The sequence below is a fragment of the Shewanella profunda genome, assembly GCF_023283765.1.
Taxonomy (GTDB): Bacteria; Pseudomonadota; Gammaproteobacteria; order Enterobacterales; family Shewanellaceae; genus Shewanella; species Shewanella profunda.
This window is the reverse complement of the sequence record NZ_JAKILG010000044.1, coordinates 18,872-39,608: the sequence shown is the minus strand read 5'-3', so window position 1 is coordinate 39,608 and position 20,737 is coordinate 18,872. Positions and strand designations below refer to the sequence as shown.

General features: G+C 42.1%; 22 protein-coding genes. 11 read left to right on the top strand and 11 right to left on the bottom strand.

The genetic code is table 11. The features are described 5' to 3' along the window. The first annotated feature begins 427 nt into the window (after positions 1 to 427). From cctA to L2744_RS17320, 3 genes are all read left to right on the top strand, one after another. On the top strand, positions 428 to 778 hold the full coding sequence (gene cctA, locus L2744_RS17330; protein WP_248993075.1) for a tetraheme c-type cytochrome CctA: 351 nt from the start codon (positions 428 to 430) through the stop codon (positions 776 to 778). A 773-nt stretch (positions 779 to 1,551) separates the two neighbouring features. Beyond that, the gene (locus L2744_RS17325; RefSeq protein WP_248993074.1) at positions 1,552 to 2,187 is read left to right on the top strand and encodes a LuxR C-terminal-related transcriptional regulator; all 636 of its coding nucleotides are present in this window, start codon (positions 1,552 to 1,554) and stop codon (positions 2,185 to 2,187) included. Between the two features lie 120 nt (positions 2,188 to 2,307). After that, positions 2,308 to 2,676 (top strand): SpoIIAA family protein, encoded by a 369-nt coding sequence (locus L2744_RS17320; protein ID WP_248993073.1) that lies wholly within the window; start codon positions 2,308 to 2,310, stop codon positions 2,674 to 2,676. 190 nt (positions 2,677 to 2,866) lie between these two features. Here L2744_RS17320 and L2744_RS17315 read toward each other — a convergent pair whose 3' ends face one another. Next, a complete protein-coding gene (locus L2744_RS17315; RefSeq protein WP_248993072.1) occupies positions 2,867 to 3,274 on the bottom strand; it encodes a YccF domain-containing protein in 408 nt (135 codons plus the stop codon). Between the two features lie 286 nt (positions 3,275 to 3,560). On the opposite strand from L2744_RS17315, the gene L2744_RS17310 reads away from it, so the two are divergent. Continuing rightward, on the top strand, positions 3,561 to 4,571 hold the full coding sequence (locus tag L2744_RS17310; RefSeq protein WP_248993079.1) for a pyridoxal-phosphate dependent enzyme: 1,011 nt from the start codon (positions 3,561 to 3,563) through the stop codon (positions 4,569 to 4,571). 53 nt (positions 4,572 to 4,624) lie between these two features. Here L2744_RS17310 and L2744_RS17305 read toward each other — a convergent pair whose 3' ends face one another. The 5 genes from L2744_RS17305 to L2744_RS17285 form a co-directional block, all read right to left on the bottom strand. Beyond that, positions 4,625 to 4,888, bottom strand: a complete 264-nt coding sequence (locus L2744_RS17305) for a hypothetical protein (RefSeq protein WP_248993071.1) — start codon at positions 4,886 to 4,888, stop codon at positions 4,625 to 4,627. A gap of 276 nt (positions 4,889 to 5,164) precedes the next feature. Further along, positions 5,165 to 5,338, bottom strand: a complete 174-nt coding sequence (locus tag L2744_RS17300; protein ID WP_006082106.1) for a hypothetical protein — start codon at positions 5,336 to 5,338, stop codon at positions 5,165 to 5,167. A gap of 618 nt (positions 5,339 to 5,956) precedes the next feature. Then, a complete protein-coding gene (locus tag L2744_RS17295; protein ID WP_248993070.1) occupies positions 5,957 to 6,664 on the bottom strand; it encodes a ChrR family anti-sigma-E factor in 708 nt (235 codons plus the stop codon). Continuing rightward, the gene (locus L2744_RS17290; RefSeq protein WP_248993069.1) at positions 6,657 to 7,322 is read right to left on the bottom strand and encodes a sigma-70 family RNA polymerase sigma factor; all 666 of its coding nucleotides are present in this window, start codon (positions 7,320 to 7,322) and stop codon (positions 6,657 to 6,659) included. Before L2744_RS17290 ends, L2744_RS17295 begins: the two co-directional genes overlap by 8 nt. A 156-nt stretch (positions 7,323 to 7,478) precedes the next feature. Further along, positions 7,479 to 8,030: an LON peptidase substrate-binding domain-containing protein gene (locus L2744_RS17285; protein WP_248993068.1), complete on the bottom strand. Its 552-nt coding sequence runs from the start codon at positions 8,028 to 8,030 to the stop codon at positions 7,479 to 7,481. A gap of 96 nt (positions 8,031 to 8,126) precedes the next feature. On the opposite strand from L2744_RS17285, the gene L2744_RS17280 reads away from it, so the two are divergent. Together L2744_RS17280 and L2744_RS17275 are read left to right on the top strand one after the other, a co-directional pair. Continuing rightward, entirely contained in the window at positions 8,127 to 8,744 is a 618-nt protein-coding gene (locus L2744_RS17280) for a class I SAM-dependent methyltransferase (protein ID WP_248993067.1), read from the top strand. Between the two features lie 266 nt (positions 8,745 to 9,010). Beyond that, positions 9,011 to 9,955 (top strand): chemotaxis protein CheV, encoded by a 945-nt coding sequence (locus L2744_RS17275; RefSeq protein ID WP_248993066.1) that lies wholly within the window; start codon positions 9,011 to 9,013, stop codon positions 9,953 to 9,955. 97 nt (positions 9,956 to 10,052) lie between these two features. Here L2744_RS17275 and L2744_RS17270 read toward each other — a convergent pair whose 3' ends face one another. Together L2744_RS17270 and L2744_RS17265 are read right to left on the bottom strand one after the other, a co-directional pair. Continuing rightward, positions 10,053 to 10,691 (bottom strand): hypothetical protein, encoded by a 639-nt coding sequence (locus L2744_RS17270; RefSeq protein WP_248993065.1) that lies wholly within the window; start codon positions 10,689 to 10,691, stop codon positions 10,053 to 10,055. Between the two features lie 51 nt (positions 10,692 to 10,742). Further along, on the bottom strand, positions 10,743 to 11,102 hold the full coding sequence (locus tag L2744_RS17265) for a DUF2750 domain-containing protein (protein ID WP_248993064.1): 360 nt from the start codon (positions 11,100 to 11,102) through the stop codon (positions 10,743 to 10,745). A 242-nt stretch (positions 11,103 to 11,344) separates the two neighbouring features. Between L2744_RS17265 and L2744_RS17260 the strand changes: the two genes are divergently transcribed. After that, a complete protein-coding gene (locus L2744_RS17260; RefSeq protein WP_248993063.1) occupies positions 11,345 to 12,655 on the top strand; it encodes a lytic murein transglycosylase in 1,311 nt (436 codons plus the stop codon). Positions 12,656 to 12,760: 105 nt separating this feature from the next. Next, a complete protein-coding gene (locus tag L2744_RS17255; protein WP_248993062.1) occupies positions 12,761 to 13,252 on the top strand; it encodes an FKBP-type peptidyl-prolyl cis-trans isomerase in 492 nt (163 codons plus the stop codon). A gap of 145 nt (positions 13,253 to 13,397) precedes the next feature. On the opposite strand, the gene L2744_RS17250 is transcribed toward L2744_RS17255, so the two are convergent. Then, positions 13,398 to 15,323 (bottom strand): M1 family metallopeptidase, encoded by a 1,926-nt coding sequence (locus tag L2744_RS17250; protein ID WP_376711954.1) that lies wholly within the window; start codon positions 15,321 to 15,323, stop codon positions 13,398 to 13,400. Positions 15,324 to 15,574: 251 nt separating this feature from the next. On the opposite strand from L2744_RS17250, the gene L2744_RS17245 reads away from it, so the two are divergent. The 3 genes from L2744_RS17245 (at position 15,575) to ushA (ending at position 18,638) form a co-directional block, all read left to right on the top strand. Then, positions 15,575 to 15,802 (top strand): DUF3389 family protein, encoded by a 228-nt coding sequence (locus L2744_RS17245; protein WP_248993061.1) that lies wholly within the window; start codon positions 15,575 to 15,577, stop codon positions 15,800 to 15,802. A gap of 82 nt (positions 15,803 to 15,884) precedes the next feature. Further along, positions 15,885 to 16,556: an alpha/beta hydrolase gene (locus L2744_RS17240; protein ID WP_248993060.1), complete on the top strand. Its 672-nt coding sequence runs from the start codon at positions 15,885 to 15,887 to the stop codon at positions 16,554 to 16,556. A 363-nt stretch (positions 16,557 to 16,919) separates the two neighbouring features. Next, complete coding sequence (gene ushA / locus L2744_RS17235) at positions 16,920 to 18,638, top strand: bifunctional UDP-sugar hydrolase/5'-nucleotidase UshA (RefSeq protein WP_248993059.1); 1,719 nt, start codon at positions 16,920 to 16,922, stop codon at positions 18,636 to 18,638. Positions 18,639 to 18,895: 257 nt separating this feature from the next. Here ushA and L2744_RS17230 read toward each other — a convergent pair whose 3' ends face one another. Together L2744_RS17230 and dusC are read right to left on the bottom strand one after the other, a co-directional pair. Continuing rightward, positions 18,896 to 19,255 (bottom strand): TraR/DksA C4-type zinc finger protein, encoded by a 360-nt coding sequence (locus tag L2744_RS17230; protein ID WP_248993058.1) that lies wholly within the window; start codon positions 19,253 to 19,255, stop codon positions 18,896 to 18,898. A 204-nt stretch (positions 19,256 to 19,459) separates the two neighbouring features. Then, positions 19,460 to 20,413 carry a tRNA dihydrouridine(16) synthase DusC gene (dusC, locus tag L2744_RS17225; RefSeq protein WP_248993057.1) on the bottom strand — a complete coding sequence of 318 codons (954 nt, stop codon included), beginning with the start codon at positions 20,411 to 20,413 and terminating at the stop codon, positions 19,460 to 19,462. Positions 20,414 to 20,737 lie beyond the last annotated feature (324 nt).

Below are 20,737 nucleotides of genomic sequence, written 5' to 3'. Positions count from 1 at the left end.
ACGGCCAATTTAAAAGCGAGGGAATAATCACGTTGAGTTCGTTTAATTGTTGAAGTCATTACACTCTCCAAAATGAGTTTGAAAAGTGTCAACGCTATTTAGGACGGGTCATAGTTATCAAAAAGGAGACCTTAGGTCTCCTTTTTGATTTAGGGCTTTTTATTTTTACATTATCGCGCTAGGTAATTCTTTTTATGTGAATTTCGAGTTGTAAAAATGTAAAACTCTTATATAAGCATGTGGTTACATGATGCAGCGCACGTTTTACCTTTGAGTATATTGATAAAGTGGGCTTGCTTAGAATTGGGTTGCTTATTAGTTAATCCTTAGCTAAGTTAGATTGAGTCGTGCTATTTACTTTTGGTTGCGAGATGGAAGTCACCCTGACAAGAATTTCCACTGACAATCGCCATTGGAGGATACTATTGTGAGCAAGAAACTATTAAGTGCACTTTTCGGGGCAAGTCTCGCAGCGCTAGCGCTGTCGCCAACCGCATTTGCAGCAGATCAAAAATTATCAGATTTTCACGCTGAGTCGGGTGGATGTGAGAGCTGTCATAAGGATGGTTCGCCTTCCGCTGATGGTGCCTTTGAACAGGAACAGTGCCAAAGCTGTCACGGATCTCTTGCCGAGATGGATGCTGTACACAAACCGCATGATGGTAGTTTAGTGTGTGCAGACTGTCATAAGGTGCATGATATGAACGTAGGCGAAAAACCTACCTGTGAGAGCTGTCATGACGATGGCCGTACATCTGAATCTGTTTTGAAAAAATAGATCCTAGTTCTGTTAGTGTAAGCTTTCAGTTTTACATCAAAAATGCCAGCAAATTGCTGGCATTTTTTATGATCAGAATTTTTAGCAAACATTGAGCTAAAGCCCAATAACCGTATAGCGTTAAATCGTTGTGATTATTGTATTAATGATTTAATTTCAAACTTGAGTTAAGTAATAAGTTATTTATTGGTTGGTTGTACATATCATTGTCTAGTGTCGGTATCTTAGCCAATACAATAAATTTACATGTTTTGTCTTAGCACCAATGATATTAATGCCACGGATATTTAACCTCTAGGTACAGCAATAAGAGCATTTTAGAGAAGTGCAACATTACTGCAGAGTGTTCGATTATTTGAGTTTATCAATGGGAAAAGCAAAATTTTCATGATGAAGTCAAAAAGAGGAAGTGTACATTTAGGGTAAAAAAAGTAATACATCAGCTACATTGTATCGCGTTAGATGTAGGAGCTAATTATTCCAAACTGATAATATTCACGATGGGACTGTCTTGATATTATGTCTGTATCTTAACATAACTAGTTCTTTCAGTTTTAATTCATATTTCTAATTGAGAATGTTGTAATTAAACTCTATAGATTTTTGGCTTGCGTACGGTAAATGTTTTTCGAGTAAGTCTTTTGATTCTGTTTTATCTAGTGCTAATATCGTGGTCGCAATAGACTTGGAAGTCTATTGGACGGATGTTGGAGTTGTATTGAGAAATTTTTTCTCAAAGTGAATAATCGTTAACCAGACAGGGAGTGGGCAGGATGTTCAAAATCTTACATTGGATAGTAGTGTCACGATCGCAAATATTAGTGGAATTGCTTGCTGGGCGTTGGCCACAGGAGTTTCTTGTCAAGTTGTCCCCAATCAATCCTGATGTGATGGTTGAGCAAATCAAAGATAACCAAGCCTCGATGGTTGTGATTGATTTAGCGACTGTTGATCTACAAAAAGCCTATCAATTTCAGCGATTACTGGCCCGTGAGCACCCTAGTGTGCGTGTGGTCTATATCCAATTCCCAAAACAAGTGGATGCGCGCTTTCTAACACAAGCTGCTACAACTGCAGGGGTGTTTTATCTTAATGCCGGTTTAGCTGAAATCAGCCTAGGACTCTCCAATATTTTAAGGGGGCATAGGGTGATCCCGATGCAACTGATCAATGGCGTCAACGATGACTTTGGTTTATTTGAGCACACAGAACCGTTGACCATTCGTGAGCGTGAAGTATTACAGGCTTTATTATCTGGTAGTACAAACTTAGATATTGCAAATCAGTTATTTGTCAGTGAAAGTACTATCAAAACGCACTTGTATCGCGTGTTTCGTAAGATAGGTGTTTCGAGTCGTGGTCAAGCAATTGCATGGGCTCAAACTTACCTGCACGATGTGGTTGTTTAATGGGTTCTGAGCATGTTCTTTTGCAGATATAAATTGTTTTCCCAGCAGCCATATCAGCATATTTGTATCTTTAGTTTGTGCCGAAGATGGGGTATTGCATGTATTTAAAAGAGGTGTGACATGCTGAAAGTTTCTTCTAGCTACGCCGATGATATTCTTACTATTATTGTTTCTGGGTGGGTTAATCATCAGGATATTGAATCCCAACTATTACCTGCAATTGAAACAAAACTTCAAGATTATGCCTGCATACGCTTATGGTATGAGTTTAGTCCCGAGTTTGAAGGTATATCTGTAGGGGCACTTTGGGATGATGCCATGCTCAGCGTATTCCACTTAAGCGATTTTTCCCGTGTAGTGATGATTGCAGATATGGAAAAGTTAGGAGCCATGGTAAATGCATTAGCATTTATGTTGCCTTGCCCAGTTAAGATTTTTCCCATTAATGAACGGACTGAAGCCAGAGCTTGGTTAGATGAAATCGAATAATGCGTGTTGTCATTTTAAGCTGTAATTTTACAGACTGTTTTATGCGAGACAAAAAAGGTTTTGATAAATCGTTGATGGTGAAAACACTCAAATAGCGATGGCTAGAAAAGCATATTTCAATCAAATCTAACTGACAGGCACCTGATCATGAGATGCTGTCAGCGTGATTCGAGAGCGCAACTTAACTCATTTAGGTCTTGGCAACGATCGTTTGACCTATTGGGGTTAGGCTTAATAGTGCGAGCTTTATATGTTGTAGTCCAAAGGGAATACCAATAATTGTCACAAAGCAGGCAAGGGCATGGATTAAGTGACCAATTGCTAACCAAATTCCAAACATTAAAAACCAAACAATATTTCCTACCATACCTAATGCACCCGTGCCTAAATCTTCACGTCCGGTTAAGTGGCGACGGTTTATTTGTTCTTGACCAAAGGGCCAAAAGGTCATTTCGCCGATCACAAAGCAGGCACGGCCAAAGGGAATACCTATAATACTGATAAAGCACAAGATCCCTACGAGCCACCAAGCCAGTCCCATCACAAATCCGCCAAGTACAAACCAAGCGACGTTAAATATTAAGCGTAATACTGCCATCGAAAACTCCTTATTTTTACCCTGTTAGCCTTTATCGTTAGCTGTAATTAATGTCGTTAGCTTTGATAAATCGAAAATATAGCAATAACTAAGCGAGAAGTGTGCCAACTATTTAATGGTTAATAATCAGTATCTTAATTTTTATTTATTGAGTTAAGGCTGTGACTTTCACTAATTTATCGCCAAATTGCTAATTTCTTAAGGACAGAAAATGAAAAGCGGCGTTACACTAGCCATCACCTTGAATGGCTTAAAAGCCTGTGCATTTAATCGCTTGAGTATCCTGATGTTTGCTAATACCCCTGTTGATATCCTTGCCTTTGCTGGTCGTGATATTTTTCTAAAGCGTGATGATTCATTGCACCCAGCATTTAGTGGCAATAAAGCGCGTAAATTTGGCTATTTTTTAGATCATGAGTTTGCAGGCATCGACAAAGTGATAGGTCACGGTTCGCCCTTAGCTAACTCTTTGTATTCCCTATCAACTCTGGCGAAGATGAAAGGCTGGAAGTGTGACTTTTATGTGGATCATATTGCCAGTCAAGTTATTAAACATCCCACGGGAAATTATGCTGCGGCATTAGCTAATGGCGCCAATATTATCGATTTAAGTGAGTTATTGGCACAAAAGCCGGCGTTCACTCAGTCGCAACGCGAACCCCATGCTTTATTAGACCCTGATGTAAAGTCTGAGACTTCACTGCAAGTGCGTGCATCGCGGCTAAGTTGCCAGGACTATATTGGGACACAAGTGCTAGCGAATGAGCCAACGGCACTTTTTATTCCCGAAGGGGGCCGCTGTGCTTACGCCGAATATGGGGTGAATATTCTCGCTCAAGAAATCCACTTGTGGGTACAAGCCAATGGTGTGACTGATTTAACGGTATTTTTACCTTCGGGAACGGGGACAACAGCGTTATTTTTAAATCAGTATTTTATTCGTCAGCAAACGGATATTCGTGTCGTCACTTGTGCAGTTGTCGGTGGCGATGATTATTTACGTTTGCAATTCTCAATGCTTAATCCCGAAACCTGTGAGCATCCACATATTGTTAATGTTGGGAAGAAATATCATTTTGGCAAACTCTACCCTGAATTTTATGCCATGTGGCAGCGGGTTTGTGCCTCAGGAGTTCAGTTTGAATTACTCTACGATCCCTTAGGCTTTATTGTGCTTGAGGATTATTTAGGGCGATGTCATCAAGGACCTGTAATGTATTTACATCAAGGTGGACTACTTGGGAACGATACAATGCTGCCACGATATCAGCGTAAATTTCATGGAAAATTAACTTGAAGGTGACATAGTCGACTTTAGATGATTTTAGTGATGATTATGAAAACTAAATATTATGATGTCAGAAGGTTATTTCGTTTAAGAATTTTATAGGTGCGCAGGGCAATATTTTCAATATTTTTTAAATCTTTTAGGCTTGGCATCACATTGCTAAATTGCCAATAGCTGATTTCAGCATCTAACATTTCAAGCATTTTTTTCGAACAGCCCAAACATTGCCCCTGACACAGTTGTGCTTCTTCTAAATTGAGTGGAATTGTCGTTTTGATCTTGTTTATCAAGGTTTGCATGGCGATCTGAGTATTGGGTTTTGGCATAGACGATGTGCTGAATAGTATTCATGTGTATGAATATTAGCGGATGCTGGAGTGGAAATAGGTGATCTAACGCTGGATTTGACTCATTTGGTTCGGCAGGTATCTGTGTGAGAGAGATACAGCCTGAACCAAATGTGTTCGTCATAATGACGTAAAAAGGATAGCGTGTTCGTGACATTCGGCTATCAGTCGACTTAAGTGCTCGGTATTGCGAAGATAATGGAAACCGATTAAATACACTTGATCAAACGGGTATTGCGGTACTAACTTTTTAACTTATTTGTTCGCGGACAATAACCATTTCATAAAGCTAATGGCTTCTGTACGTTTAGAAAAAGTCTGTCTGTTTTTACCTTGACGATCGGTAAAAGCAATTGAGGTTTTATTTACTGAAATCGAATCTACAGGAAAATTCACTGTAATTTCATGTCCGTTAATTTTGTATGACATATGCCACACTCCTTCTGTTTTAATTCACCCTTAGGTGAGAGAGTTTTAACAATAAAATATCCTTAGCATTAAGTGCAAAAGATGGTTCTAGTGAGTATCGAGGTTACCCCATCTCTTAACTGATAATCAAGAAATGCTTTATCGATAATTAATACACATCATCGATTATGTCAATGGATTAACTCAATTAAACCAGTTGAACATAGCTTGATGACAAGACTATGACAGCATATGGTTTAATAAGTTCAACATACATAATCATGTACATGTAACTATCAACTGACTGAGTTTATGGGGTTTTACTTGTAGTAGGCTTTCTTTGTGAGGACCAAGATTTGATTAGATGTTTATCAAACTGGATTAAAAAGAACAACAAGGTGAATCTCAAAACGAGGCGAAGTATATCAGCAAAACCCACTTACGCAAGTTTATTTATCACTTAATTTGAATATCCTTCCTTTGTTGTTAAATTTGAGTTTGTTTCTGGTATAGCTTTCGAGTTTATTTGCAGTGATTCTGTATAAAGCCCGTCAAAGTAGCTCATTTTGACGGGCTTGATGATAATTCACTCTATCTACATGCTGTGGTTTACTTTTTCGCTTGAATTTACAGCATGGCTCAATAAATTAGTTCACCAATAGGGTTTAATAACTTACTCAATCCCTTAGTAAAATGCAGAGGTGCATCTAGCACTATATAGCATAAGCAACCCTTTAGCGTTTTAGGTGCATGTTTAGTGTGGCCGTCCAACATAATAAAATCACCAGGAACATAGTTACCATTGATATCACTAAACTCACCGGCAAGCAGTAGGGTAAGTTCATTACCTTTGTGAGTGTGTTGTGGAATTTCTCCTAGCGCCTCGATGTGTAATAAACTGGCACGTGTATTCATTTCATTTAGTGTAAAACGCATTCGGCTAACTTTACCTAACTGTTGCCAAGGACGATCAAGATGTTGGCGAAATACAGATGGAACTGAATAGTGCTGATTTTTTACTGAAACTAAAATGGGTTCATTACTTGGTGCGGTAGCTAACTCTGGTTGGCAAAGTATCTGTGCTAACATAGTTTGCAATTCATCGGGAAGCGCGCTTTGCATTAATGAAATATCGTTAGCGCTAATGTCGATATTATCTGCTGTCGTATCGTCTATCTCATGTTGATTAAATGCGAGATCAGCGGCTTCTTGGGTGTATTGAGCAACGGCAGTTTTACAGGCTTCACACAGTGCACAATGGGCTGAAATGGCGATGGCCATTGACAAGGATAACTCTCCCTTGGCATGGGCAAACAATAAATCTTGATCTGGGTGATGCTTAATCATTTGGTGTCTCCAAAAAGCTTTTCAGCTTTTCTAGTCCCAATCTTAGGCGTGATTTTATGGTTCCTATCGGGACTTCTAGGGCGTCAGCCAATTCTTGCTGGGTGAGTTCCTGCATATAAATACCTTGCACAACTTGGCGCTGTGCAAGGGGAAGATCGTCTAAATGTTTGAGTAGTTTGGCGGTAAATTTGTGATCAATTTGAGTTTCTTGATTCATTGCTACCGTATCGCATAAAGGCCAAATATCATCGCCAAAGGCATCTTCCTTATTATGCTGCACTCGTCTTAGCATATCGAAACACTGATTACGCATTATGGTAAATACCCAAGTTGCTACCGAGCCTTTGTCAGCATTATAAAGATGGGCTTTGGTCCAGACACTGGTCATGGTTTCTTGTACAAGATCCATGGCAAGCCCTTGCTGATTGAGACGTTGTAAACCGAATGCACGGATTTTGGGCATAAAATAAGTAAACAAATACCCAAAAGCGGCTCTATCTCGTTGATTTGCCACTTTTAGCATTAATGCGGCCAACAGTTCTACTTGTGGCTCGCTATTGCTGGGAGCTGAAATGTCGATATCCATAGCCGATTTGGTGAGGGATGATATGGGCTTATAATACCGATTTTGATAGCTTTGTGATTGAATATTTTCCATTATTTTGCTCTTAAACTACCATTATTTTGCTCTTAAACTAATAGTTAAATCCCGTACTCAGAACAGGGTGAGGGGATTTGTGCTACTCAACTGCACTAGATCAGTAAGCCCGTTTACCATTAGTACGGTATGGATAGAAAAAGGATCATTGGAAAGTTATTTTATGACTGCTCGCAATAAATCCCGTGCCACAGTGTGGTCTGGCGAATTTATACAGGGGTATTTTTCTGTGGCTTGAACTGGGAGTATCTCCAGCCAGCGCTGGCAAACCCAGGCAATATCATCGAATTGTTTAGGATGATAGTGTTGTAAATGTTGAGGGTATTCCTTGAGGATATTTTGTAACATTTGGCTAAGGTAGCGCTCATCTGCAGCTATCTGCATCGTTGGCCAGTTATCAAGTAAGCTGACGTCACCGCGGTTTAAACCATCATTTTCAATTTCGATACTATTAAGTTTAAAGCGTTGCGTTCCTTGAATACTAATGCCTAACATACCATCGGCTAGTGTTTCAAAGTTGATAATATGAACTAAGGTTCCAATTGGCTGAATGGTTTTGCCATCTTCTTCTGTCATGCATAAGCCAAAACCTTGCCCAGATTTAAGAGATTCGGCAACTAAGCGTTTATATCGAGCTTCAAATATCCGCAACTGGGTGTATCCCTCGGGTAGCAGACAGATAGGTAATGGGAAAAGAGGTAATTTCATAGTGGCCTCAGATGAACTTAAGTCCCTTTTATTACGTACCATAGCGAGAGTTTGATCAGTTAATCAAATATTAGATCACTTAATGTTGAGGATAATATGAAGTTAAATCGGTTTGAGAAAACATTAGTGCAGCATCCGCTGCGTTTTTGGCTGCAAAATCAAGTTGAAGCTCCTTTGCTCACCTCTATGATCCCTAAACCTATGGCCTGTTTTGAACAGGCTTTAGAAATTGGGTGTGGTTTTGGCAATGGTATTCATTTGATCCGCGAACACTTTGGCGCAGGGCATGTTACCGCGGTGGATATTGATCCCGAAATGGTAATTGCCGCAAAGAAACGTTGGCAGGACTCTTCGCATGGTTTAAACAATTTGAGCTTTTCTGTAGCGGATGCCACGCAACTCCCCTTTACAGAAGCTCAGTTTGACATAGTGTTCAATTTTGCCGTATTTCACCACATTCCAGATTGGCAGGCCGCAATTGCAGAGGTAGCAAGAGTGCTTAAACCCGGTGGTTTTTTTGTGGTTGAGGATTTATACCGAACTGCGATTTGTAATCCACTGAGTCGGCGATTGTTTGAACATCCGCAGCAGAACCGCTTTGATCACCAGGAATTTTTAGCTGTGTTACGCCAAGAAGGGTTTTATCTTGTTTGCGATAGAAATGTGTTAAATCTTGCAGGAATGGTGTTAGCACAAAAAACATCGCCTCTATAAAGGGCGCTGCGAGTTTTTGGCATCATCCCTATTTTCAAGGGGTATGGATTGATTTGCTGTTGGAAATGTCTGACTGAATAACACTGAACAGTATCCTGATCATCTACTTGTGGGCTAGGTTTAGGGGGCAGTTTTGCGAGAGTGGTTGTAATTTTTAGATAAAATAGACTTTTAGCATAGTTCTCATCGTCAGTTTACCGCTATAATTTAGTTAAATTCGTCGCATGCGATGAAAGCATTTTCCTCCACATTAGAGAAGCAGCATTATGGCAAATGTACTGGCAACCGTAGATCAGCGTACCAAACTCGTTGGTGAAAATCGGCTTGAATTACTGCTTTTTCGCATAAACTCCACGCAGCTATTTGCTATTAATGTGTTCAAAGTGAAAGAAGTGGTTAAACTTCCGCCCCTAAATGCGATGCCAGGCAGTCACCCGCATATATTTGGGGTGGCAAATATTCGTGGCATCTCTATCCCTGTGATTGATTTACGTTCGGCCATTGGCTTTAAACCTGTAGCTCCAGGGGATGATGCTAATATGATCATCACTGAATATAACCGTAGCGTTCAAGGTTTCTTGGTGGGCAAGGTCGAGCATATCATCAACATGACATGGAGCGATATTATGCCGCCGCCTAAAATGGCTGGACGGAATAATTATCTGACGGCGATTACCCGTATAGAATCACAGGGACAATCCCATTTAGTGTCGATAATCGATGTCGAAAAAGTATTGGCGGAGATTATTCATTATGATGTGCGTTTGTCTGAGGGTGTGCTCGATGAGACGCTCGTACATGAAATGCCTGGGCGTAAGATTTTGATTGTAGATGATTCTTCTACGGCAAGGCGCCAGGTTCGCGATACCCTAGGTCAACTCGGGATCGAAATCATTGAGGCTTCCGACGGTTTGCAGGCTTTACAGCTTTTGCAAAAATGGCGTGATGAGGGTAAACAGGTCTCAAAAGAATTGTTAATGATGATTACTGATGCCGAAATGCCTGAAATGGACGGTTATAAACTTACCCATGAAGTCCGTAGCGATAAGGCAATGGCTGATTTATTTATAACCCTTAATACTTCCCTTAGCGGTAGTTTTAATCATGCTATGGTTGAAAAGGTCGGGTGCGATCGTTTTATTTCAAAATTCCAACCGGATCTGTTAGTGGAAGTGGTTCAAGAAAGATTAAGGCAAGTGATTGGGCAATAAGTTTATTTTTTACTATTGTCGAAAGTTTGTTTAGCGGATTGATTTTCCATTAAGTTAGCAAGAAAGTGCTCCGGTCTTGTCACCTTGAACAATCGCGTTATATCAACTCGGCTTCAAGATCGGCTAACACTTGACGTTTCATTTCCTTAGCGGCAGCAATGTGAATGCGGGCGAGCCTGAGGGCATAATTGAATCTAGCTCGACCAACTAAGCGTACGAGGTCGGCAAAAAAGGTCGGATCTAAAGTAAATTGAGTGCTGTAATAGTGGATAGCAGCATGCACTGACGTATAAGTTACACCATCAAATTCAAAGCCTGCACTATAACCTTGATCATCAATTTCCACTCCTTCGAGCCGTAACGGCCAGCCAGGGGCATTGATCCTATCGCGGGCGATTTGGTACATCATCCAAGCACTTTTCTTAAAGCCTTCAAATACATTACAGGAAAACTCCGACTCGGCGAGTTCTGCTTCAGTCCAGTTGATCCCGATGGCAAGATGCTTAGCATAAATCCGCATCAATGCATCTTTCACTGCCATACGACAATCCCAAATCGACGTTAACGGATATTGCTTAGCCAGCTTTACACATTCACTGCAGGCGGGTACGGCTAAGGAGGGGTGAGGTGTATGAACTTGGCTCTGATACTCAAAATGTTTATTACAAGGTTCGCCACAAAACCAGCAGGTATGGCGCTTATCGAAGGGAATATCAATGATAGGGATAACGGACATCAAGGTTTGATTGCCTCATTCCTTGATGCCGCTAAAGGATTATTGAAGTGATTAAAACTCTTCAACATCAACTAAATCTTTAGCTAAAATAATGGGGTCGAGCTCCAAACATTCTTCATTTGTTTGCCAATCAACACCGATCAACACGCCATCGTCATTTAGATCTGAAACCCAATACTCAAGGAATTCTTCAAGGGAAATGGCAACTGCTTGGTAATCGTGCCATTCATCGCTGCAGTGGGATTTTGCTGCAGCTTCGCTTGACCATAATGGCATTACATCAGTGTCTTCAAATTCGGAGGAGTCACAAACGACCCAGCCTTCACCAGTTTCATCCATTAGACCCCAAAGCGTCTGATGTTCTTTTACATTTTCGATAAAGCCAGCCAAAGCCGCATTGATTTCTGTCATGATAGGTCTCTTTGAAGTGTGCTGTTAACTTGCCCATTATACGGTAACATCGACAGAGGCCAAGGGATTCTTTGTTAAGATTTTTCTTGTGTTGGATAACTGAGCAATAAGACTATGCTTAACGGTATTTATGGGATTAAGGATTGTGTTAGCTGTCGCTATGGGTCAGGATTATTGGCTATGGGGAGTGTTTCTGCTGCAACACAGTGATTGTTGTGAAATCAAATATTGGAGTTGTTGATTTGATTAAAATAAAAGGGTTTACCTATCTTGCTGCTAGCTTTGCTGCCTGCGTTAGTGTTAGTGCTTGTTCGAGTGCGCCAACATCCACTGTTAGCAGCAATAATGCCATTGCTGATACTAACGCGGCACTTGCCGCAGAAGATATCAACGCCGCAGAGCAATTGAACACCACAGTGCAATTGAATGCCGATGCCTTTGCTAGTTGCCTCACAACGTTACAGGCGCGAGCACGAAGCGAAGGTTTATCAGAGGAAACCATTAATAATACCGTTGCTCATTTACAGTTTGTGCCGCGCGTGATTGAGCTTGATCAACAACAACCTGAATTTAGTCAAACTTTTGCGAACTACTTTACTAAGCGAGCTACCGATTGGCGCGTCAATGAAGGGCGACGTTTACTGCAAAAGCATCGTGCATTGCTTGATAAGTTGTCGCTGCAATATGGGGTGCCACCACAATATATTCTGTCTTTTTGGGGACTTGAAACCAACTATGGCTCCTACAAAGGAAAAATGGCTGTGTTGGACTCTCTTGCAACCTTGGCCTGTGAGCCTCGTCGTAGCAGTTATTTCACCACCGAATTGATGCAAGCACTGAAGTTAAAAGAAAAATATCAATTTGATAAAAGCACTATGGTGGGGTCGTGGGCGGGCGCTATGGGGCATACCCAGTTTATGCCCTCAGCCTATGCAAAATATGCTATTGATGGCGACGGTGACGGCAAGGTGGATTTATGGAATAGCACAGAAGATGCCTTGACCTCTGCGGCCAATTTTTTACAAAACTTAGGTTGGCAGCGTAACGAGCGCTGGGGACGTGAAGTATTACTGCCTAAGAATTTTAGTTACAGTCATTTAGGTGCGAAACAAACATTGCCCTTATCGGAATGGTCGGCGCAGTCGGTCACGCTGACCAATGGACAACCCTTGCCTCCCGCGGATATTCAAGCAGCATTATATTTACCTGCTGGCCATACGGGTCCTGCGTTCCTAGGGTATGAAAACTTTAATGTGATCATGCGTTGGAACCGTTCGGAATTTTATGCCATTACCGTAGGGCATCTAGCGGATCGTATTAATGGTGGCGAGCCTCTAAAAGTTGCTCCGCCTGAACAGCCTCGCCTAAGCCGTGAACAAGTTAAGCAACTGCAAGAAAAGTTGAATGAGGCTGGTTTTGAGGTGGGCAAGCCCGATGGTGTGTTAGGGCGCAATTCAATGGCTGGGATCCAAGCTTTTCAGCGCAGTAAGAAGATGATTGCCGATGGTTTCCCAAGTCCTGAGGTTTTCACTGCCTTAGGGTTAACACTTTAACGTTATGCTGGTTGCAATGCCAGCTGGATAAAAATGTGGAGTGAAAAGGTCAGTTTTGTTAAGCTCCGCCCACATTTGAAATCGAAGCAAATCAAAGGATATTCGATGAGTATTATTAAAGACGACATGGTTGTGCAGTTTAATTACACTCTGCGCGACGAGAAAGGCGAAGTGATTGAGACCAACGAAGGCCGCGAAGCCATTGCCTATTTACATGGCCATGACAATATGATGCCAGGTGTTGAAAATGCCATTAATGGCAAAGCTGTTGGTGACAAGTTCATTGTGACTTTACCTGCATCGGAAACCTATGGTGAGCGTGTTGAGGGCGATGCGGCGCAACAACGTGTGTCTGTTAAGCATTTATTGGGCGCGAATGCGTGGAAAGCAGGCATGACAGCCGTCGTGAATACTGACCAAGGTCAACGCCAAGTCACTATCGTTAAAGTCGGTAAATTTATGGCGACCGTGGATGTCAACCATCCTTTAGCTGGCCGCGATTTAACCTTCGATATCGAAATTGTAGGTGCCCGCGATGCATCTGATGAAGAGATTGCCCATGGTCATGCCCATGGAGCAGGCGGTCATCACCACTAATCTTTAGGATTTTAAGCTTGTTTTGTTAATCGATTGAGGATGATAAAACGAGCGTGAAGCCTTAAAGTTAAAAGCCCAAACTCAGGTTTGGGCTTTTTTGTTTGTATGATGAATTCCATTTAGACTGTTAATGAATTATACCCGCCTAATGGCGATGGGAATGTTCCATCGGGTTATCGGCAAACAGCAGATCAAGGCTTGCTTGAGTTTGGGGATGATATCCCGGACGGGCGTTAAGGTAGACATCCTTAGCCCAATCATAGTGTTCGGTACTCGCCAGCTTTTGATATAAAGGCACAATAAGCCTGCGTCGACCAATTTCGTTTAAATACTGCTTTAGCGCGGGTAATACCGTGTAGTAGCGGTTATCTAATGCGAGTGAATACCAAGCAAATGCAATTTCGTTATTGTTAGTGCCAGTTAAATGGAAGGTGCTATCTAGCTCGGCAAGTTTGGTTTGGTTCAAATTAATCCTAGGCATTTCGCTAATAAATCGTAGCCATTGGTGAACTGTCCATGTCTTAGTATTAAGTGCTTGTGCGCTAATGTTACCCTCAAGCCAAGTCTGTCTTTGGATATCAATATCATCGAAGGCGTGGGAATTGGGGGGCACGAGAAATGAAGGCAAACCTTGGTCTTCAATCCAAGTATCGACTTCTGCCTCGCTGACAACATTGGGATATTTGTTTAATAGATTAAAAGATAAATACTCACGGAACTGCGCCGTAGTAATACTTTGAAATGCAAAATGATTGAAGTAGTCTTTCACAAAGGCATCGAAGTGTTCGCGGCCAAATTTCTGCTCCAAAAATACTAAGAACAACTGGCCTTTCACATAGGGGACACCACTAAAGGCATCGTCGGGATCCCGTTCGCCAAGTGCGATGTGTAGCACTGAGTCCTGTGGTGGTAACTCTTCAAGTTCAGCTAACAGTTCAGAGTATCCAATAGTTTGCTCCATCAGTGCTCGGTCACGGCTGTAGAGATCTTCCATAATGCGGTTTTCAACATAGGTGGTAAAACCTTCATTGAGCCAGAGATCGCGCCAAGTTGCGTTGGTGACTAAATTACCTGACCAAGAATGGGCGAGTTCGTGAGCAATAAGGCTCACTAAGCTTTTATCTCCGGCGATGACCGTTGGCGTAATAAAAGATAAACGGGGGTTTTCCATACCGCCGAAGGGAAAGCTTGGCGGCAAAATAAGCAGATCATAACGCCCCCAGCGGTAATCACCGTAACGTTTGGATGCTATTTTGATCATTTTTGGCGTGTCGGAAAATTCTTTGCTGGCTTTGTCGAGCATTGCAGGTTCGGCCCAAATCCCTGAGATGTTATTTAAGGGGGCGAACTTTAAATGCCCCGCGGCAATGGCAATCAAATAAGCGGGAATCGCCTGCGGCATAGAGAACTGGGTTTGGGTATTCGATAACACCTGACGATCGGCACTCATCACCACAGTAATGGCTTTATCTGTGGTTATCGTTGCGCTATAGGTTTGGCGTACAGCAGGAGTATCTTGCAGCGGGATCCAACTGCGGGCATGGATAGCTTGGCTTTGACTGAACATAAAAGGTAATTGCTTACCCAGGGTTTGCTGCGGTGTAAGCCATTGGATGCCTGAGGGATTATTCGATGTATGATAGCTGACTTTAACTTTAGCGTTGTTTTCGTGGTTCAGTGGGATCCTAAGTGCGGCACCTTTAACCTTATCTGCTTTTGAAAGGGAGAAGGGGACGTTTTGCCATTGTCCCGATTTGTTCTGCACACTCACGCTATTAATGGTGAGTTCGCGGGTATCTAAAACCAGCTCTTTGCTCGCTTTATGCCAAACCAAATCGAGGATTGCATCGCCTAGCAACTGGTTTTTATCAAAATCGACGGTTAAAGATAGGTCAATATGGCTGACACTCACTTCATCGTAATTGGCATAGGTGAGTGTGTCTTTGCCTACCTGTTGCCCCATTTCTGTCGATGGTGTGTCTAGCTTGTCTAAGTCTACATTTGGCGCTGCATTGGCATGAATACTGGTAAATAATGACAGGGTTAGCGGTAGTACAGTGGTAAGGAGCATATTACGCAGAGAAGACATCATTAAAAACCTAGTTGATTAGTTGTTTTGGCTTGTTTTTAGTGTTGGGTACGCAGAGTCGCTATTGACTTGCGCTGCTGGGGTTTTCAGCCACCTAATAGTCGAAAGTGTACCTGAATACCGTGAGCCGCAGGTAATTTATACTCAACTGAAATGTAATCAAATTTTTATAACTAAAGGTTAAATACAAAAGTTTGCTATGATGGCGCGTTTTTATTGGGATGGTGTTTAACATGGTAATTGATTTTTCACAGGGTAAGTTGATTGTCACTGAGTTTGAAGTTCAGGTTCGACTCAATGCCGCCAGTATTGTGTTGCAAGCGAGCGCCGAAGATATTGGCCTAAGGCGCAACCCACCCATGCTTATCGCCGATGGTGGCGCTGTTCGTTGGAGCCTAAAACTCGACGACAAAGCGCAACTATTATTAGTGCAAGAAGTGTTAGGTATTGATTGCGAGTAGCGATTTGGATTTAGCCATAGGTCTAAATAGCGGTTTCGAATAGTCTTAGCATGTTTTTTATAGAATTAGGAATTTTTTGAGTATGTCTAACTCTCTTGAACGAATTGTCATTGAACCTCAATTTCCTGCCACGGCAGCAGTGATCTGGCTACATGGCCTAGGGGACTCTGGCGCTGGATTTGCCCCTGTTGTGCCAGTTTTGGGCTTGCCTAGTGATCATAGTATTCGGTTTATTTTCCCCCACGCCCCAGAGCAAGCTGTAACTATTAATGGCGGTTACGTGATGCGGGCCTGGTATGATATTAAAAGTATGGATTTACATGACAGAGCCGATATGCAAGGGGTTCTGGCATCGGAGCAAAGTGTCAAGGCGCTGATTAATGAGCAAATCGCTGCAGGTATTCCGAGTGAACGTATTGTCTTGGCAGGATTTAGTCAGGGTGGCGTGATGAGTTTATTCTCTGGGCTACGTTTTGAGAAAAGATTAGCGGGGATTATGGCGCTATCCTGTTATTTACCGACAGGTGATGTGCTGCCGACTGAATTAAGTATTGCTAACCGTAATACACCGATATTACAACAGCATGGTGTGCAGGATGATGTAGTGCCCTTATCTGCAGGAACCTTAGCTAAAGAGGCTTTGATGCTGGCGGGATATCAAGTGCAATGGCAAACTTATCCAATGCCACATTCGGTTATTCCAACGCAGTTAAAAGATATTTGTCAGTGGTTATTACAGCGATTTGAAATGTAGCTAAATCTAATTGCTGATAAAAACGTCATGCGGTAATGAAAATATTACCCGTGCTCGTTCTTTTAAGTGAACAATCGGTGTTGGGTTTTATTTCTTCTAAGTTGCTTATATTTAAAGATTTAAAAGTAATTATTTTATTTTTATTGTTTTTAATTCAAATATAGATAACTCAATCGTTCAGCTTATTTTTTATTTGAAACAAATTTATCTTAAACCCTCTCGTAAATACCACATTAAAGCCACTTTTTTAATAAAAATGACACATTTCATCTTCATAATTTGCTATTATGCACTTCGTCGAACTTGATGGAGTTCGAGACAAACTTTCTATGATAAAATAATTAAAATCAAGGGGTTGATGTAATGATAAATAAGATTATTAAAGGATTAGTTGCAACTGCTGTGCTTGCAGCTCTCGCGGGTTGTAATAGCGATGATGATGACAAAGTTCCAACAACGTGTGCTGAAGCGGGTAGTGCTTGTAAATCATTTACTGTTTTGCATACCAATGATAACCATGGCCGCTTCTGGGAAAACAGTGACGGTGAATATGGTTTAGCCGCTCAGAAAACACTGGTCGATCAAATTCGTGCTGAAGTGACTAAGAATGGTGGTCAAACCCTATTATTGTCTGGTGGTGACATCAATACTGGTGTACCAGAATCTGATCTACAAGATGCTATTCCCGATTTTACAGGTATGAATAAAATTGGTTATGACGCAATGGCTGTAGGTAACCATGAGTTTGACAATCCGTTATCCGTACTTGATATGCAGCGCCGTCTTGCTGAATTCCCAATGTTGGCTGCCAACATTTACCGTAAAAATACCGATGGTAGCCAAGGTGAACGCTATTTTGATGCCTACAAAATTTTTGACATTAACGGTTTAAAAATTGCTGTTATCGGTTTAACTACAGAAGACACCGCTAAAATTGGTAACCCTGAATTTATTAGCGATCTGATTTTCACTGATCCAAAAACCGAAGTTGCTAAGGTCATTAAAGAAATTAAAGATGCCAAATCGGCTGATATTATTTTCGCGACTACACACATGGGTCACTATGCCGATGCCCAAAATGGCAGTAACGCACCTGGCGACGTAGCTATGGCGCGTGCGCTGACTGAAGGTGACTTGCAGGTTGTTATTGGTGGTCACTCACAGAATCCTGTTTGTATGGAATCTGACAGCGAAAACAAAGTTTATGCAGATTTTAAACCGGGTGATGAGTGTGCTCCGGATAAGCAAAATGGCACATGGATTATGCAAGCCCATGAATGGGGTAAGTATGTAGGCCGAGCTGATTTTGAATATTTCAATGGTGAACTCCATTTAGCGAGTTACAAGCTTGTGCCTGTGAACATGCGTAAACTTGATGACGAAGGTAAGAAAACCGCTGACTTAGCTGGTGCTAAAATTGAACCTGATACAGAGTTAAAAGAGTTACTGTCATACTATCAAGAAAAAGGTCAAGCCAAGTTAGATGAAGTGATTGCGACGACTGATGCGCTGTTAGATGGTGAGCGTGCAAATGTTCGTAATAAGCAAACCAACTTAGGCCGCATGTTAGCTATGGCTCAAAGTGGTAAAGTGTCTGCCGATTTCGGGGTGATGAACTCGGGTGGTGTACGTGCTTCAATCCAACCGGGCAATATTACCTATCGCGATGTGCTCACTGTTCAGCCATTCGGTAACATGGTGACATTGAACGAAATGACCGGAACTGAAGTTGCTGCCTACTTAAGTGCTGTGGGAAGTCTTCAAGTTGGCTCTGGTGGTTATGCGCAAATTACCGGCGTGAAAATGACTATCGACTGTGTTGCTAAAACAGCTAATATCAGTCAAATCAATGGAAAAGACTTTAGCGAAGCAACAACCTATAAGTTTACCGTACCTAGCTTTAACGCTGCTGGTGGTGACGGTTATCCAAAATTGGAAAGCCCAATTCAAACAGGTTATGTGGATGCTGATTTACTGTATTCATTCTTAAAAGACAAACAAACTATCGTTGCTGCTGACTACAATCCAGTGGGTGACATTGTTTATGAAAACTCATCAAGTGTTGACGGTTGTAAACTGTAACAATTAATCGATATTTTGTTTAAGCATAAATGCCACTCATTTGAGTGGCATTTTCATTTTAATGATAGGAAGGTTAAGTCGAGATAGGAATAATGGCTCTGTATTAGCAGGAAATATAACCAGAGATTTTAATGCCAACCGCATCGCTATGTTCACATTAACTGTGTCTGGATAGCCCAAAGTGTTGCTTAGCGCGGTTTAAATTTTGTATGGCAGTAGGATAGGAGATTTACTGGATGCAATAAATAGCACACCCACTAGTGGGTGAGGCGTAGCTCGTGACGGTGTTCATGCTGATAGTGCTCTGCGCAAGAGGCGCATCGCTGCTCTGTGGGATCTTGGCTCAAGCGTTCAGTTTCTATTTCAGCTTCACAATCGGAGCAAAGGCCATAGAGACCTAAATCAAGCTGACAGATCGCCGCATCGAGTTTATTCAATTGGCTGAAAAGGGAGTGTTCAGCCAAGGGGCTTTGTGCCAATTGATCGATCAATTCGCCCAAGCTTAGGTTGGCATAATGCGTCCCGAGCACTTCTAAGAACTGGGGGAGCGCGCCGATTTCTTTCCTTAGATTAGCTTCAAGCTCTGACAATTCATGTCTGATATGGGTGGTGCTCACGTAAAATCGCCTGTTTTATCTGACTCTAGGCATTTAGTCTAATAGTTCCACTATCAGCCACTATGATAAAGATCAAGTATCGGCGAGATTTTTTGGTTTTTTCACAGCAATAAAACGAAAAAGTGCTTCATTCCTATTGAATTATTGCTGCAAAGGTACGGTATCAATACTTTATTGCCCATCGCCTTAAGATTGCATGTTGAATTACCGTGTTTTTGGTAAAGCATTTTGTGCCGCTTCTAGCACTCTGACAATGTCTTCGGTGGTTTTATGGACTCTCAATTCTCTAAAGAGTGTGTCCGCTTCAGGGTATTGTCGATTGAGATAGGTAAACCACTGCTTGATTCGAGCTGGGTAATAGTCGCTCTTACGGCCATTGAGTTCTCTTTGGGTATAACTGAGCATTAGCCCCAAGGTTTGTGCCCAAGTGTAAGGTGTTGCCCCTGTTTTGATGGTGTCAGCCAAATTCGGCAATGAAATCGCACCGCGGCCAATCATAATGCTATCGCAGCCCGTAACCGCTATACAACGCTTGGCATCATCACTGTTCCAAATCTCACCATTTGCAATAACAGGAATAGGTAAACGCTTACGCACCTCTGTAATGTATTCCCAATATGCTGGCGGTTTATAGCCATCAACTTTACTGCGCGCATGAATGGCAAGTTCGGTCGCCCCCGCTTCATAGACAGCCAAGGCATTTTCCATAAATAGCGACTTATCTTCATAGCCTAGGCGGATTTTTGCGGTAACAGGGTGTTGATTGGGCACAGCTTGGCGCATGGCGCGTACAATATTGTAAATACTATCAGGATATTGCAAGAGCACTGCACCACCGTTACTGCGGTTGACCATTTTAGCGGGGCAACCAAAGTTTGCATCGACCCCGTGGGAGCCAAGCTCAACCGCGCGCAGGGCATTTTCACCCATGCATTGGGGTTCTTGACCGAGTAATTGAACGCGCACGGGAGTGCCAGATGGTGTATTACCGTGATTAAGTAATTCAGGGCAAAGTTTAAGAAAGACTTTTTCTGGTAGAAGCTGATCTACCACTCGTACAAATTCGGTCACGAGTAAATCGTAGGGATTGATAGTTGAGAGGATGTCACGCATCAAATCATCTACCACGCCTTCCATTGGAGCCAAAATCACACGCACTGCAATAACCTATCGTTCTAAAAGGGCATGCATTCTACCTTATCGCTCTAGTGTTACAAAGTGCGATAGCGAGGGCGTGTTGATGTTTCGAGATCAAATTTTGTTCGCTCTGGCAAGCTTGTCATCGCGAAACGAGGAATGAAGTATCGTTATTCGACTCAAATGACGAGCGGCTCGTATGAAAGTAAGTAAGAGCAATAGCTTGCCTGGCGACCCTTTCGGGCAGCGTTTGGCTGGCGTTTCTGCTGCGTTATCGCTCGTTTATGTAGAATAACTACGCGGCACGGGCTTTGCCTTGCATAAAGGTCAGCCACTCGCTGCAAA